Origin of the sequence: Sphingobium sp. C100 (assembly GCF_000508185.1) — a bacterium.
Lineage (GTDB): Bacteria > Pseudomonadota > Alphaproteobacteria > Sphingomonadales > Sphingomonadaceae > Sphingobium.
Map to the genome: position 1 here is coordinate 1 of NZ_AYOY01000010.1, position 13,163 is coordinate 13,163.

The window sequence follows — 13,163 nt, forward strand, 5'->3', positions numbered from 1 at the left end:
ACCACATCAACACACACACACGCGCGCAACAGCCCGGCAAAACAGCCGGGCTTTCACGCGTCTTCCAAAAACGCACCCGACCGCCCCGACACCGCGTCACCGCAAACCGATCATCGCCATCTGACGCCCATAGCCCCCCTCGCCCCGATGACAGGCGCGCCGATAGCTGAAAAATCGCTCCGGCTGGCTATAGGTATCCTCGTCCAGCAGCTCCACCCGACCGATTCCGGCGCCGGCCAGACGCGCGGCCACATAGCCGCCAATGTCGAATTGCAGATGACCCGGACGCCCCTGCGAAAAGAAACGCCCATTGTCCGCATCAGCCTCCTCGAAGCGGTCGGCGAAATCCTCCGTGACCTCATAGGAAGAGCGGCCGATGCACGGGCCGATGGCACAGACCATCCGGTCGCGCCGGGCGCCAAGGCCTTCCATAGCCGCGATCGTGGCGTCCGTCACGCCGCCGATCGCGCCCTTCCATCCCGCATGGGCGGCGCCGATCACCCCGGCCGCCGCATCCGCAAACAGCACCGGCACGCAATCCGCCGTCAATATGCCGAGCAACAGCCCCGGCCGGTCCGTCACCAGCGCGTCGGCAACTGGCCGCGCATCCTCGGCAAAGGCCTGCGTCACCGCCACCACATCGGGGGAATGGACCTGCCGCACGGTGACGAGGTGCGTCCCCGGCAAGACCGCGTCACGGGCCATATCCCGGTTGCGCAGGATGGCCGCGCGATCATCATCCGACCCCAACCCGACATTCAGCCCGGCATAAAGCCCGGTCGACACGCCGCCCCTGCGCCCGGCAAAGCCATGCGGAATATCCCCCAGCGCCCGTGCCTTGAGCAATTCGACCATGATGATCCTTTCCGACTTTCATGTCATCACTGCGCAACATACTTGCGCGCGCGGGATTAGACGATAGTCTCTCCCTCCCATAGGCAAAAGCGGTACGTCCGGTGGCGTGCCGGGCTAATGGAATAAGGGGTCTGCATGATATTCGGGCGCGTAAAGTCTCTCGACGCCATATTGGCGACGGCCGAGAAGAAGTCGCTGCATCGCTCGCTGGGGGCGTTCCAACTCACCATGCTGGGGATCGGCGCCGTGATCGGCACCGGCATTTTCGTGCTCACCGCCGAAGCGGCGCAGAAGGCCGGGCCGGGCATGATGCTCTCCTTCGTCATCGCCGGCTTCGTCTGCGCCGTCGCCGCCCTCTGTTATGCGGAAATGGCCGCCATGGTCCCGGTCTCCGGTTCGGCCTACACCTACAGCTATGCCGTGATGGGCGAACTCATCGCCTGGATGGTCGGTTGGGCGCTGATCCTGGAATATGCGGTGGCCGCCGGGGCGGTATCGGTCGGATGGTCCGGCTATGTCGTCGGGTTGATCGAACATACATTCCATATGGACATCCCCAACGCCCTGACCCGCGGACCGTTTGACGGCGGCATGGTCAACCTGCCCGCGATGCTGATCGCCGCGCTGGTGACATGGCTGCTGGTGATCGGCACCAAGGAAAGCGCGACCGTCAACGCGGTCCTGGTCGCGATCAAGGTCGCGGCGCTCACCCTTTTCATCGCCCTGTCCGTGCCGGTGATGAACATGGACGGGTTCACGCCCTTCGCCCCGCTCGGCTTTTCCGGCATTTCGGCGGCGGCCGCCTCGATCTTCTTCGCCTATGTCGGCTTCGACGCGGTGTCGACCGCGGCAGAGGAAACCAAGAATCCCCAACGCAACATGCCGATTGGCCTGATCGGTTCGCTCGCCATCTGCACCATCTTCTACATGCTGGTCGCGGCCGGCGTCATCGGTACCGTGGGCGCGCAGCCGGTCACGGCCGGCGCCATCCCGATCGCGCAGGGCGGCATCGCGCTGGCCCCCGGCTCGATCGAATTGTCGCAACAATGCGCGGCGCTCGCCGCCGCCGGCACTGAAGCTGTCACCTGCTCGAAGGAAGCGCTGGCCTGGACCCTGCGCGAAATCGGCTGGCCGCAGATCGGCAACCTGCTGGGTCTGGCCGCTGGCCTCGCCCTTCCTTCGGTCATCCTGATGATGATGTTCGGCCAGACCCGCATCTTCTTCGTCATGAGCCGCGACGGCCTGTTGCCCGACCTCTTTTCGAAGGTGCATCCGGTCTACAAGACGCCCTATGTCATCACCATCCTGACCGGCATCTTCGTCGCGTTGTTCGCGGCCTTCTTCCCGGTCGGCATCCTGGCGGACATTTCCAACTCGGGCACGCTCTTCGCCTTCGCCGCCGTGTCGATCGCGGTGATGGTGCTGCGCCGGACCGACCCGACGCGCAAGCGTCCCTTCCGCACGCCGGCGATCATGTTCACCGCGCCGATCGCGATCCTGGGTTGCGCCTATCTCTTCTACAGCCTGGGCCTCGAAACCAAGCTGATGTTCGTCGCCTGGGCGGCGATCGGCCTGGTCGTCTATTTCGCCTATAGCCGCAGCCGCAGCCATGTCGGCCGGGGCGTCATGGATGTGGCGGAGGATGATGAGGGCATTCCGCCCCAGCCGGTGCCGCCGATGCCGGGGGCACATACGCCGGGCGGGCAGGACGCCTGATCGAATATGAAACGGGGCGGGAAACCGCCCCGTTCTCGTTTCAGCGGCGCTCAGCGGTCAATGAAAGTCGATTTCCGCATCGCGCAGCGCGCCGTAATTGGGGCGCGTGAACAACCGGCCCCGTTCGGCCCAGACGACGATCAGGAAAGACAATGCGCCAAAGGCCAGCAGGCCGATGGTGAAGGGCAGTGTCGTGCCGTCGAAGGCGCGACCGACGATGCTGCCGAGCGCGCTGGAGAGCGCCGTCGTCAGGAACGCCTGGAAGGAAGAGGCGACACCCGCGCCCTTGTGGAACGGCTCCATCGAAATCGCGCTGAAATTCGACGCGGTGAAGGCGACGGTCAGCATCGTCATCGCCTGCAAGGCCATGAATGTGACCAACGTCTCCAGCCCCATCAGGATGACCGCCAGATGGATGGCGGCGATCAGGGTGAAGGCGATCAGCGCGCTCTGGCTCATCCGTCGCGCGCCAAAGCGCTGCACCAGCCGGCTGTTGATCAGGCTGCCCAGCCCCATGCAGCCGGCGATGACAGCGAAGCCGACCGGAAAGAAAGCCTGGGCGTCGAACACGTCGAAGAAAATCTGCTGCACTGACAGGATGAAGCCGATCAGGCCGCCCATCACCACCCCGCTCGCCAGCATATAGCCGATCGAACTGCGGGTGCGCATGATGACCCCGACCGTCTGGAGCAGCCCTCGCGGCGTGATCCGCATCCGGTTTTCCGGCGCCAGCGTTTCGGGCAGCCGCACCAGCATCCAGGCCAGGATCATGCTGGCCAGGATCACCAACACCCAGAAGATCCAGCGCCACGGCGCCACCCACAGGATCGCCTGCCCGAAGCTGGGCGCCATCACCGGGATCAGCATGAACACCGCGAAGATCAGCGACATGACCCGCGCCATGGCATCGCCCCGGAAGCGGTCGCGGATGATGCCCACGGTGATGACGCGGCTCGCCCCGGCGAAGAAGCCGGCGCTCGCCCGCCCGATCAGCATCATCGGGAAGCTTTGCGCGGTGGCGCAGGCGATGGAGGACAGGACGAACAGCGCCATCGCGCTGCCCAGCACGGCCTTGCGCCCGAATCGGTCCGACAGCACCCCGAACAGCAAAGACCCCACGCCCAGTCCCATGAAATAGACGCTGATGATCAACTGCCGGTCGTTGGGATGGGGAATGGCGAGGTCGCGGCTGATGTCCGGCAGGGCCGGCAGCATCGGGTCGATCGACAATGCGTTCATCGCCATCAGGCAGGCGCACAACAGCACGAATTCGCGAAAATGGATGTCGCGCTGCGGCGCCGATGGGGGAAGCGTGTCGGTCATGCCGGGGCTATGCGGACAATGCGCGCCTTATGCCAGTCCCTATCTGCCACCGACCACCGCAAGAAGATCCGGAAACCAACCGTCAATATCATGGCAAACAATACGTTAACCATTTTTTATCGGCTGCCGGTCAAAGCTGCCGCCCAGGAAAAAGCCAAAGGGTCGTTCATTGAGTTAGCAGGAACAGGGGATCGGTATCATGGGCAACAGTATCAAGAGCGCGCAATTTCTGATGGAAGCCCGCCTGTCGCGGGCGGCATGTGGATCGGCGGATGATTGTTTCGATCTGGGCGTTGCCTATAGCTGCGGCACCGGCGGCTTGCCGGTCGATCTGGTCGAGGCGCATAAATGGTTCAACCTCGCCGCGCTGCGCGGCAGTGAGCAGGGCCAGTCGATGCGCGCCGAGGTCGCCGAAGAAATGACCGCGCGCGAAATTGCCGAGGCTCAGCGCCAGGCCCGCGCCCTGATCGCATCGACCCTGGCCCGCGCCGCCTGAACCCCGGCGTTCAGGACGGTCCGTCCTTGCGAAACGGGGTTCGCTCGGTCAGCCATTGCCGGTCGCGCTGCACATCGCATCGCTCCGCTTCCAGAAAGCCGGCCACGGCCCGCCGGAAGCCCGCATCGGGAATATGATGCGCCGACCAGGTCGGCTCGGGCGCATAGCCCCGCGCCAGCTTGTGCCCGCCTTGCGCGCCGGCCTCCACCTTGTGCAGCCCGCGCGCGATCGCGACGTCGATCGCCTGATAATAGCAAAGTTCGAAATGCAGGTTTGGGACATCCTCGACGCATCCCCAATAGCGGCCATATAGCGTGTCGGCGCCGACCAGGTTGAGCGCGCCCGCAATCGGCCGCCCGTCCCGCAGCGCCAGCATCAGCAGCACCCGATCCGCCATCGTTTCGCCCAGGATCGAAAAGAAGGCGCGGGTCAGATAGGGCTGCCCCCATTTGCGCGCGCCGGTATCCTGGTAGAAATGCCAGAATATGTCCCAATGCGCTTCGGTCAGCTCGCCGCCGCTCAGATGGACGATGTCCAGCCCTTCGACCGGACGGCGGCGTTCCTTGCGGATATTCTTGCGCTTCTCGCTCGACAGCGCGGCCAGGAAATCGTCGAAGCCGCCATAGCCCCGATTGGTCCAGTGAAACTGGCTGTCCTCGCGGATCAGCCAGCCTGCCGCTTCGAACAGCGGCACCTGATCGGGCGCGATGAAGGTGGCATGGGCCGATGACAGGCCATTGCGCGCCACCAGAGTCTCGATCGCGGCGATCAGCGCGGGCGCCATATCAGCCTCGCGCAACAGCAGCCGGGGGCCGGGCACGGGGGAAAAAGGCGCGGCGAGCTGGATCTTGGGATAATAATGTCCGCCCGCCCGTTCCCAGGCGTCGGCCCAGCCATGGTCGAACACATATTCGCCCTGGCTGTGGCTCTTGCCATAGAGCGGCGCGGCGGCGGCGATGCGCCCGTCCGCACCGTCGATGACGAGCGGCAGGGGTTGCCAGCCGCTGCCTTCGCCCACGCTGCCGGATTTTTCCAGCGCGGCCAGAAAATCCCAGCTGACGAAGGGATTGGCCGCGCCGGCGCAGGCGTCCCATTGGTCCTTGGGCAGGGCGGCGACGCCCGACGCGATCCGCGCGACGACCTCAGCCATGCAACGCCTCGCAGATGATCTGGTCGGCATGGCGTGCCGCGCGCGCGCGTTCTTCTGTGCTGCGCACGGTCCAGCTCAGCACGGGCAGGCCGCGTCGGCGGGCGCGGGCGGCAAAGGGCGATGGCAGGTCGCGAATATCACAGGCCAGGAAATCGGGTCTCGCCAGCCAAAGTGCAAGGGTGCGTTCGATGCGGCCACGCAACCGCCCCTTGCCCTGTTGCGTCACCACCAGCCCGCGCAGCTGTCGGGTTCGTTGTCGTACAAACCAATGCAGGACATGCGGATTGAACGACATGACGGCGATCGGCGCCTCCGGCCACGCCGCCAGATCCCGCGCCACTGCAGCGCACAGATTCGCGACGCGCCGATCGGGCGCCTTGAGTTCGATCAGCAACGGCGCCTGCCCCTCGCAGCGCGCGAGCAGCGCCGACAGCCGGGGAATCGACCCGCCATCGGGCAGGCGCACCTCATCCAGCATCGCGGCCGTCAGCGATCCGATGGACTCGCTACGCCCCGTCATCCGCGCCAGATCGGCGTCATGAAAGACGAAGGCGACGCCGTCCCGGCTCGCCCGCACATCGCATTCGATGCCGTAACCCCCGGCGATGGCGGCATCGAACGCCGCCATGCCGTTTTCGCTCGCGTCCGCCCCGTGCAAGCCCCGATGGGCGAAGGGGCGGGCCGTCAGGAAGGCCCGGTCAGGCCGCCGGCCGGACAAGGACGATCGCGTCGATTTCGACCACCGCGCCCAGCGGCAGCACCGGCACGCCCACCGCGCTGCGGGCGTGCTTGCCCGCCTCGCCAAAGACCTCGACCATCAGTTCGGACGCGCCATTGGCGACCTTGGGCTGGTCGGTGAAGTCGGTCGTGCTGGCGATGAAGGCGCCCAGCTTCACGATCCGCTCGACCCGGTCCAGGCTGCCCAGCGCCGCCTTCATCTGCGCGATCAGGTTGAGGCCGCACACCCGCGCGGCCGCCACGCCATAGTCCAGATCCCGGTCATCGCCCAGCCGGCCGGTCATCAGCCCGTCGGGCGCGAGCGCGATCTGCCCGCTGATGTGCAGCAGGCCGTTGACCTCCACCGTCGGCACATAGGCGGCGACCGGCGCGGCGGCGGGGGGCAGGGTGATGCCGAGTTCGGCGAGGCGGGCGTCAATGCTCATGCGGTGGCTCCATCATGGGGCAGGGGGGAAGCGGGGGCGGGGCCATCGGCCAGCCGCGCGATGATCCAGCGTTCGGCCTCGACCCAATCGTCGATCCGCGCATGGGCGTGGCTCGCGGCGGGGATGCCGGTGGCGATTTCCGGTTCGCCCACCATGTGCAGGCGCCAGATGCCGGGCGCATGGCGCGCGGCCGATTCATGATGTTCGGCCAGGTCGTCGATGAACAGGGCGACGCTTGGCTGTCGTTCGGCGACGATGCGGGCCAGCGGCCGGCCCTTTGGCCCCTGGTTCCACTGGACCGGCAGGTCCAGGCCATGCGTGGCGAGTTGCGCCACCCGCGCCTGATGGTGCCGCTCGCCGATATTGGTCAGCACCATGATGTCGGCGATGCGCGACAGCCGCATCAGCGCCTCGACCGCGCCCGCGATCGGGGCCTGCCGGTGCATTTCGGTATCGAAGAAGCCGACCAGCAATTGCCACACCAGCTCGCGCTCCAGCGGTTCGCCGCTATCCTTGTGGCGCAAGGCTTCGGCAAAGCCGCGGTCGTGCATGTCGAAATGCACATTATGCGTGTCGTCCAGCCATTGGCGAAAGGGCACGACCATGTGCAACAGCACTTCATCGCAGTCGGTTACGATCAGGGGGCGGGTCATCGGGTCAATCTCTCCTGCGCCGCGATCAGCGCGGCGGGGCTGGTGTCGATCGCCTCGGCGCAGGCGATCAGGTCGGGCTCATGGTCCGCCAGGAAGCCCAGTACGGCCGCCAGCATCGCCGGATTGTCCACGCCCGCGCGCAGCGTGGCGGCGTCCAGGCCCGTCAGCGCCAGCAGCCGGTCCGCGCGCCCGTCGTCCGCCAGGGTCCAGCCAAGCGCAAGCAAGGCCAGCAAGGCGGGATCATTGCTGCTGTCCGGGCTGCTATCCGGCTTGCGATTCGGGCTGTCGGGTCGCATGATGGGCCTTTGGCGGGGAAGCGGACGGGGGCTCGCTTCACAAGTGAATTGCGAGTGACTGGTGGCAAAGCGCGTGCTCGTTGTCGAGGACAACGAACTTAATCTCAAACTTTTTTGCGACCTGCTGCGGGCGCATGGGCATGAGGTGCTGCCGCTGCGCGACGGCCGCGACGTGCTGCGCGAAGCGCGCGACTTCCTGCCGGACCTGGTCATCACCGACATCCATCTGCCCCATGTCAGCGGCTATGAACTCATATTGTCGCTCAAGGCTGACGAGCGGTTGTCGTCGGTGCCGATCATGGCCGTCACCGCTTATGCGGGGCAAGGCGACGAGGATCGGATTCGCGAAGCCGGCGCCGACGCCTATGTGTCCAAGCCGATTTCGGTGCTGCGCTTCGTCGAGCAGGTGAACGCGTTGCTGTAGCAATAGCGGCGCGACTGTCATGATGTCGTCACGTCGCGTTCACGAACCGGCAACCGTTCCGAAGCCCGCCCGTCATTCCGGTCTGTCAACCCACTGCGCCATGGCGCGGCCTCCTGCCGATAGCCTGCACCACAGGGGTAGATATATGTCTCATCTTACCGACGAGGCGCGCGCGCGTACGCGCGCCGTGCAGCCAACCATCGATATGGGCGACCAAAGCCTGGAAGCGATCGTCGCCGCCAACCCGGCACGCCGCACCGTTCTGAAAAATGGCCTGATGGGTCTTTCGATCCTGCCGATGCTGGGCGCGCTCGCGGCCTGCGACGACGATGACGATGATTCGAACACGCCGACGCCCACGCCTACCCCCACCCCGACGCCTGCTCCCAGCTACGGCATCGCCTTCACCCCGGTGGCCGCCAACATGGCTGACACCGTGACCGTGCCGTCGGGCTACACCGTCGACGTGCTGCTCAAGGCCGGCGATTCGATCGAAGCCGGCACCGCCTATGCGGGCAGCTTCCCGACGCCCGACCAGGCCGAAAAATGGGCCGGCGGCAATCATGACGGCATGGAATATTTCGAACTGTCGGGCACCGACGCCAACAGCGGCGGCCTGCTCGCGATCAACTTCGAATATCCCGATTTCAACATCCTGATGGACGGCGGCTATGACCCCGACACCGCGACCGCGGACCAGAAGGCGCTGGCGCTTTCGGCGGTCGGCATCGGCGTCGTTGAAATCGCGAAGGCTTCGGACGGCAAATGGTCGGTCAAGTCGGGTTCGAAATATAACAAGCGCTACACCGGCAACAGCAGCTACAAGGCGAGCGGCCCGGCGTCCGGCCTGCTTTCGGGCACGATCAAGGGTATGCTCAACAACTGCTCGTCGGGCCGCACCCCCTGGGGCACCTATCTGACCTGCGAGGAAACGACCGACAATTATCTCGACCCGACGCAGCCGGAGGAAAATTACGGCTGGGTGGTCGAAGTCGATCCCTATCAGGAACTGGCCGCCCCGACCAAGCGCACCGCGCTCGGCCGCTTCGCGCATGAAAATGTCGCCTATATGGCCAATAGCGAAAGCCGCGTCGCTTTCTACATGGGTCATGACGGCACGCCGGGCTGCATCTACAAATTCGTGTGCGAGCGCGCCTACAGCAGCAGCAACCGTGCCGCGAACACCGACATGCTCGACCATGGCACGCTCTATGTCGCTCGCTTCAACGGTGACGGCACCGGCGAATGGCGCGCGCTCGTCAAGGGGCAGAACGGCCTCACGGTCGGCGCGTCGGACCCTGGCAATGTCAGCCAGTTCACGACCGCTCCGGCGCCCACGACGGTGGACTTCAACAACCAGGCCGACGTGCTGGTGAACACCATCTCGGCGGCGCGCGTCGCCGGCGGCACGGTCATGGATCGCCCGGAATGGATCACGGTCGCGCCGGACAACAGCGCTGTCTTCGTGACGCTGACCAACAACAGCAGCCGCGCGACGGTCGATGCCGCCAATCCGCGCACGAAAAACCGTCACGGTCATATCATCAAGTTCAAGGAAGACGGCGATTCGCCCCTCGCCATGACGTTCAGCTGGGAAATCTTCCTGCTGGCGGGTGATCCGGCCCTGGCCGGCTTCGGCGACAATCTGGAAGGCGACATCAACGGCGACACCTTCTCCAGCCCCGACGGCATCCGCATCGACCCCAAGGGGCGTCTGTGGGTCCAGACCGACCATTCGATTCCGGGTACGTCGGGCAAGCCGGACACCAGCATCGAGGATGTTTTCGGCCACAATGCGATGTTCTACATCGATCAGGAAACCAAGAAGTCGATGCGCTTCCTGGTGGGGCCGGAAGGCTGTGAGATCACCGGCATCGCCTACACGCCGGACCTCATCAACTTCTTCATCAACATCCAGCATCCGGAGGGCAACTGGCCCGTCGACGGCGAAGAGCCGCGCTCCTCGACCATCGTCGTGCGTCGCACCGACGCCAAGCCGGTCGGCAACTGATCCTGGCATAAGCTCAAAAGCCTCTCCCCTCATGGGGAGAGGTTGGGGCGGGGCGGTCCGGCAGGATCGCCCCTTTCCGTCTCAGCGGCCATCGCCGGCGCGGCATACAGCAAAAGGCCCGCTCCCAGGATGGGACGGGCCTTGGCTGGTCCAAAAAACCAGTCGATCAAGCGCGCGGGCGCAAAGCCCGCAGCGGCTTACTTGATCTTGGCTTCCTTGAACTCGACATGCTTGCGCACGACCGGGTCATATTTGCGGAAGCTCAGCTTCTCGGTCTTGGTGCGCGGGTTCTTCTTCGTGACGTAGAAGAAGCCGGTGTCAGCCGAGCTGACGAGGCGGATCTTGACGGTTGCCGGCTTGGCCATGGCCCTATTCCCTGGTCGTAAATAGCGTAAAAAGAAAAGCGGCCCATATCGGACCGCCCCGTTTCAGCGGTGGCCCATGAGCCAGATTCGGCTTCATGTCAAGGCCGGGCGACAAAAGCGGCACAGGCTTTACGCGCCTTTAACGGTCCGGCGCCTAGCATGGCGGGGTTGCGAACGAGAGGGCTATTCGATGCGACATGACCCGATTTCCGCCATATTGTCCGACCTGCTGCGCCGGGTCGATGGCCTGGCGGGCGAACGCGGCCATGTGTCCGTGCTGCGCCTGCATGATGAAGTCGATCAGATCCGGCATGTCGCCCGCGCCTTTCACCTCGATGAAGTCGAAGGATTGGCCGGCACGCTCGAATCCGCCCTGTCGCTCCATGGCCTGGGTCCGGTGGTCCTGACCTATCTCGACCTGCTGCGGCAGGCGATCGGCATGGAGATGCGCCCGTCCATGATGCCGCCCGCCGCCGCCCTCCCCGTCGTTCCGCTGCGCGCCTGAGCCCGCTTCGCTGATGGACGCCTTGCTGATCGCGCTGCTGGGCTGCCTGCTGGGCGAAATCGGTGACAAGAGCCAGTTGCTCGTCCTCGCTCTGGCCACCCGCTATGATCGCGATGGCGCGGTGATCGCCGGAATCGTGGTCGCGGCGGTCGCCAATGCCGCTATCTCCGCCTTTGCGGGCGCCTGGATCGGCCCGATGCTGGGCGCGGACGCGCGGCTGCTGTTTCTGGCGCTTGCCATCCTGTTCCTGGGCGCGGGCCTGCTGTGGCGCGTATCGCCGCCCGACACGCTGGACGGCTGGCCGACCGGTCCTTTCCTCACCACCGCTCTGGGCCTCTTCATCCTGGGCTTTGGCGACGGGCCGCAATTCCTGATCCTGGGGATCGCCACGCGCACGGCCGACCCTGCGCTTGCGGGGATCGGCGGGGCCATCGGCGTGATCGTCGCGCTGGTCCCGGTGGTTCTTGTGCGCGCGCAACTGCTGGCCGTCCTGCCGCTGCGGGCGATACGCTGGACCGGCGGGGCAATGCTCCTGCTGACGGGGTCGGTCATGGGGCTGTCCGCCACCGGGCTGCTTTGATCGACTATCTAGTTCAGCCTGATCGGCAGAAAAAATGGCACCATCTGGCGGGGCGATCATTATATATGCGAAACCAATTCCGCAAACAGGAGGACATTGCATGACCGCCCCCGATCTTCAGACGCCCACCGATCTCAAGAGCAACGCCACCAAGTCTGTCGCCGAGGCGCTCAATGGCGCGCTGGCTGACAGCTATGCGCTGTTTTTGAAGACCAAGAATTTCCACTGGCATGTCTCTGGCCCGCATTTTCGCGACTATCATCTGATGTTCGACGAGCAGGCGGCCGAAATCATGGCAACCACCGACCTGATCGCGGAGCGCGTGCGCAAGACCGGCAACACCACCCTGCGCTCGATCGGCGACATCGCCCGGCATCAGAGCGTCAAGGATAATGACGCCGATTTCGTCAGCCCGGCCGACATGCTCAAGGAACTGCGCGACGACAATCTCGCGCTGGTCGAAACGTTCCGCGTGGTAAAGGCGGCCGCCACCGAAGCGGGCGACAATGCGACCGAAGGCATTGTCGACGACTGGACCGACCAGGCCGAACAGCGCGCCTGGTTCCTGTTCGAAGCCGCGCGCGGCGTCTGAAGCCACCCGCACCCGACAAAAAGCCCTCCGGCGCGAACCGGAGGGCTTTTTCTTGCCACCGACGGGGGATCAGTCCTCGCGGACGATCTCGATCCCGACAATCTCCACCGCTTCGGCCTTCCCGCCAAAATCGACCTTCTCGCCAATCTCCGCATCCATCATCGCGCGGGCGAGGGGGGACGAAAAGCTGATCCGCCCCGCCGGCGGATCGGCTTCGTCATCGCCGACGATCGCCACCGTCTTTTCCTGCCGGTTCAGCCGATAGGTCGTCCGCGTCCCGAACGCGACCGCGTCGCCCGCCGGCGCCGGCCGCAATTCCGCCGTCGCCAGCCGGGTGCGCCAATAGCGTAATTCGCGCTTCAGCTTCTTGGCCGCGTCCTCGTCCATGGCGCCGGTATCGACGGCTTCCAGCCTCTCCACCTGCGCGCGAGTGAGCCGCATCCCCCGCGCCGTCACCCAATTGGGACCGGGCGGAATCGGCACCTCGAACTTCGGCTCCATATGCTCGTCATCGCTCTCGCGACGAAAGGCGACACTCATCAACCTCTCCTGAAAATCCTGTCGTGAAAATGGAAAGGCGGCCCGGTTGGCCGCTCAATCCTCGTCGAACAGCCCGGCGAGCTGCTCCACCATCGTCCCGCCCAGTTGCTCGGCGTCCATGATGGTGACGGCGCGGCGATAATAGCGGGTGACGTCATGGCCGATGCCGATCGCCACCAACTGCACCGGCGACCTGTTTTCGATCCAGTCGATCACCTGCCGCAGATGCCGCTCCAGATAGGTGCCGCTGTTCACCGACAGCGTCGAATCATCGACCGGCGCGCCGTCGGAAATCACCATCAATATGCGCCGTTCCTCCGACCGCGCGATCAGCCGGGCGTGCGCCCACAGCAACGCCTCGCCATCGATATTTTCCTTCAGCAACCCTTCGCGCATCATCAGGCCCAGATTCTTGCGCGCGCGCCGCCAGGGATCGTCGGCCTTTTTATAGATGATATGGCGCAGGTCGTTCAAGCGCCCCGGCATCGGCGGCC

At 65.2% G+C, this 13,163-nt stretch carries 17 protein-coding genes; 7 read left to right on the forward strand and 10 right to left on the reverse strand.

Annotated features, from left to right (window positions below):
• Nucleotides 1-96: 96 nt before the first annotated feature.
• Nucleotides 97-855, reverse strand: a complete 759-nt coding sequence (gene pgeF, locus C100_RS26805) for a peptidoglycan editing factor PgeF (protein WP_024018095.1) — start codon at nucleotides 853-855, stop codon at nucleotides 97-99.
• 135 nt (nucleotides 856-990) lie between these two features.
• On the opposite strand from pgeF, the gene C100_RS26810 reads away from it, so the two are divergent.
• On the forward strand, nucleotides 991-2,571 hold the full coding sequence (locus C100_RS26810) for an amino acid permease (protein WP_024018096.1): 1,581 nt from the start codon (nucleotides 991-993) through the stop codon (nucleotides 2,569-2,571).
• A gap of 57 nt (nucleotides 2,572-2,628) precedes the next feature.
• Here C100_RS26810 and C100_RS26815 read toward each other — a convergent pair whose 3' ends face one another.
• Complete coding sequence (locus C100_RS26815) at nucleotides 2,629-3,894, reverse strand: multidrug effflux MFS transporter (RefSeq protein WP_024018097.1); 1,266 nt, start codon at nucleotides 3,892-3,894, stop codon at nucleotides 2,629-2,631.
• Nucleotides 3,895-4,093: 199 nt separating this feature from the next.
• Between C100_RS26815 and C100_RS26820 the strand changes: the two genes are divergently transcribed.
• Entirely contained in the window at nucleotides 4,094-4,390 is a 297-nt protein-coding gene (locus C100_RS26820; protein ID WP_024018099.1) for a sel1 repeat family protein, read from the forward strand.
• Between the two features lie 10 nt (nucleotides 4,391-4,400).
• Here the strand turns inward: C100_RS26820 and C100_RS26825 are convergent, their stop codons facing one another.
• From C100_RS26825 to C100_RS26845, 5 genes are read right to left on the reverse strand one after another with little or no spacing between them, the layout of a single operon-like run.
• Complete coding sequence (locus C100_RS26825) at nucleotides 4,401-5,540, reverse strand: GNAT family N-acetyltransferase (protein WP_024018100.1); 1,140 nt, start codon at nucleotides 5,538-5,540, stop codon at nucleotides 4,401-4,403.
• On the reverse strand, nucleotides 5,533-6,258 hold the full coding sequence (locus tag C100_RS26830; RefSeq protein WP_024018101.1) for a glycerophosphodiester phosphodiesterase family protein: 726 nt from the start codon (nucleotides 6,256-6,258) through the stop codon (nucleotides 5,533-5,535). Before C100_RS26830 ends, C100_RS26825 begins: the two co-directional genes overlap by 8 nt.
• The gene (locus tag C100_RS26835; RefSeq protein ID WP_024018102.1) at nucleotides 6,239-6,703 is read right to left on the reverse strand and encodes a RidA family protein; all 465 of its coding nucleotides are present in this window, start codon (nucleotides 6,701-6,703) and stop codon (nucleotides 6,239-6,241) included. Before C100_RS26835 ends, C100_RS26830 begins: the two co-directional genes overlap by 20 nt.
• Entirely contained in the window at nucleotides 6,700-7,356 is a 657-nt protein-coding gene (locus tag C100_RS26840) for a hypothetical protein (RefSeq protein WP_024018103.1), read from the reverse strand. The genes C100_RS26835 and C100_RS26840 overlap by 4 nt, the downstream gene beginning before the upstream one ends.
• The gene (locus C100_RS26845) at nucleotides 7,353-7,652 is read right to left on the reverse strand and encodes a DUF3572 family protein (protein ID WP_024018104.1); all 300 of its coding nucleotides are present in this window, start codon (nucleotides 7,650-7,652) and stop codon (nucleotides 7,353-7,355) included. The genes C100_RS26840 and C100_RS26845 overlap by 4 nt, the downstream gene beginning before the upstream one ends.
• Nucleotides 7,653-7,713: 61 nt before the next feature.
• Between C100_RS26845 and C100_RS26850 the strand changes: the two genes are divergently transcribed.
• Together C100_RS26850 and C100_RS26855 are read left to right on the forward strand one after the other, a co-directional pair.
• On the forward strand, nucleotides 7,714-8,076 hold the full coding sequence (locus tag C100_RS26850; RefSeq protein ID WP_024018105.1) for a response regulator: 363 nt from the start codon (nucleotides 7,714-7,716) through the stop codon (nucleotides 8,074-8,076).
• Nucleotides 8,077-8,221: 145 nt separating this feature from the next.
• Nucleotides 8,222-10,087: a PhoX family protein gene (locus C100_RS26855; protein WP_024018106.1), complete on the forward strand. Its 1,866-nt coding sequence runs from the start codon at nucleotides 8,222-8,224 to the stop codon at nucleotides 10,085-10,087.
• Nucleotides 10,088-10,284: 197 nt separating this feature from the next.
• On the opposite strand, the gene rpmG is transcribed toward C100_RS26855, so the two are convergent.
• Nucleotides 10,285-10,452, reverse strand: a complete 168-nt coding sequence (gene rpmG / locus C100_RS26860; protein ID WP_007687342.1) for a 50S ribosomal protein L33 — start codon at nucleotides 10,450-10,452, stop codon at nucleotides 10,285-10,287.
• 190 nt (nucleotides 10,453-10,642) lie between these two features.
• Here rpmG and C100_RS26865 point away from each other — a divergent pair, with 190 nt between their 5' ends.
• The 3 genes from C100_RS26865 (at nucleotide 10,643) to C100_RS26875 (ending at nucleotide 12,129) form a co-directional block, all read left to right on the forward strand.
• On the forward strand, nucleotides 10,643-10,957 hold the full coding sequence (locus C100_RS26865) for a hypothetical protein (RefSeq protein ID WP_024018107.1): 315 nt from the start codon (nucleotides 10,643-10,645) through the stop codon (nucleotides 10,955-10,957).
• Between the two features lie 13 nt (nucleotides 10,958-10,970).
• Entirely contained in the window at nucleotides 10,971-11,537 is a 567-nt protein-coding gene (locus C100_RS26870; protein WP_024018108.1) for a TMEM165/GDT1 family protein, read from the forward strand.
• A gap of 100 nt (nucleotides 11,538-11,637) precedes the next feature.
• Entirely contained in the window at nucleotides 11,638-12,129 is a 492-nt protein-coding gene (locus tag C100_RS26875) for a Dps family protein (RefSeq protein WP_024018109.1), read from the forward strand.
• Between the two features lie 69 nt (nucleotides 12,130-12,198).
• Here the strand turns inward: C100_RS26875 and C100_RS26880 are convergent, their stop codons facing one another.
• Together C100_RS26880 and C100_RS0123845 are read right to left on the reverse strand one after the other, a co-directional pair.
• Nucleotides 12,199-12,669, reverse strand: a complete 471-nt coding sequence (locus tag C100_RS26880) for a GreA/GreB family elongation factor (protein WP_024018110.1) — start codon at nucleotides 12,667-12,669, stop codon at nucleotides 12,199-12,201.
• 54 nt (nucleotides 12,670-12,723) lie between these two features.
• On the reverse strand, nucleotides 12,724-13,163 hold a 440-nt coding region (locus C100_RS0123845), incomplete at its 5' end, for a cobaltochelatase CobT-related protein (RefSeq protein ID WP_442800296.1).

Bases quoted from the DNA above. Each gene is read 5' to 3' on its own strand.
- pgeF (WP_024018095.1), bottom strand. From the start codon at position 855: ATGGTCGAATTGCTCAAGGCACGGGCGCTGGGGGATATTCCGCATGGC.
- C100_RS26845 (WP_024018104.1), bottom strand. From the start codon at position 7,652: ATGCGACCCGACAGCCCGAATCGCAAGCCGGATAGCAGCCCGGACAGC.
- rpmG (WP_007687342.1), bottom strand. From the start codon at position 10,452: ATGGCCAAGCCGGCAACCGTCAAGATCCGCCTCGTCAGCTCGGCTGAC.
- C100_RS26855 (WP_024018106.1), top strand. From the start codon at position 8,222: ATGTCTCATCTTACCGACGAGGCGCGCGCGCGTACGCGCGCCGTGCAG.
- C100_RS26865 (WP_024018107.1), top strand. From the start codon at position 10,643: ATGCGACATGACCCGATTTCCGCCATATTGTCCGACCTGCTGCGCCGG.
- C100_RS26840 (WP_024018103.1), bottom strand. From the start codon at position 7,356: ATGACCCGCCCCCTGATCGTAACCGACTGCGATGAAGTGCTGTTGCAC.
- C100_RS26825 (WP_024018100.1), bottom strand. From the start codon at position 5,540: ATGGCTGAGGTCGTCGCGCGGATCGCGTCGGGCGTCGCCGCCCTGCCC.
- C100_RS26870 (WP_024018108.1), top strand. From the start codon at position 10,971: ATGGACGCCTTGCTGATCGCGCTGCTGGGCTGCCTGCTGGGCGAAATC.
- C100_RS26820 (WP_024018099.1), top strand. From the start codon at position 4,094: ATGGGCAACAGTATCAAGAGCGCGCAATTTCTGATGGAAGCCCGCCTG.
- C100_RS26835 (WP_024018102.1), bottom strand. From the start codon at position 6,703: ATGAGCATTGACGCCCGCCTCGCCGAACTCGGCATCACCCTGCCCCCC.
- C100_RS26815 (WP_024018097.1), bottom strand. From the start codon at position 3,894: ATGACCGACACGCTTCCCCCATCGGCGCCGCAGCGCGACATCCATTTT.
- C100_RS26810 (WP_024018096.1), top strand. From the start codon at position 991: ATGATATTCGGGCGCGTAAAGTCTCTCGACGCCATATTGGCGACGGCC.
- C100_RS26880 (WP_024018110.1), bottom strand. From the start codon at position 12,669: ATGAGTGTCGCCTTTCGTCGCGAGAGCGATGACGAGCATATGGAGCCG.
- C100_RS26875 (WP_024018109.1), top strand. From the start codon at position 11,638: ATGACCGCCCCCGATCTTCAGACGCCCACCGATCTCAAGAGCAACGCC.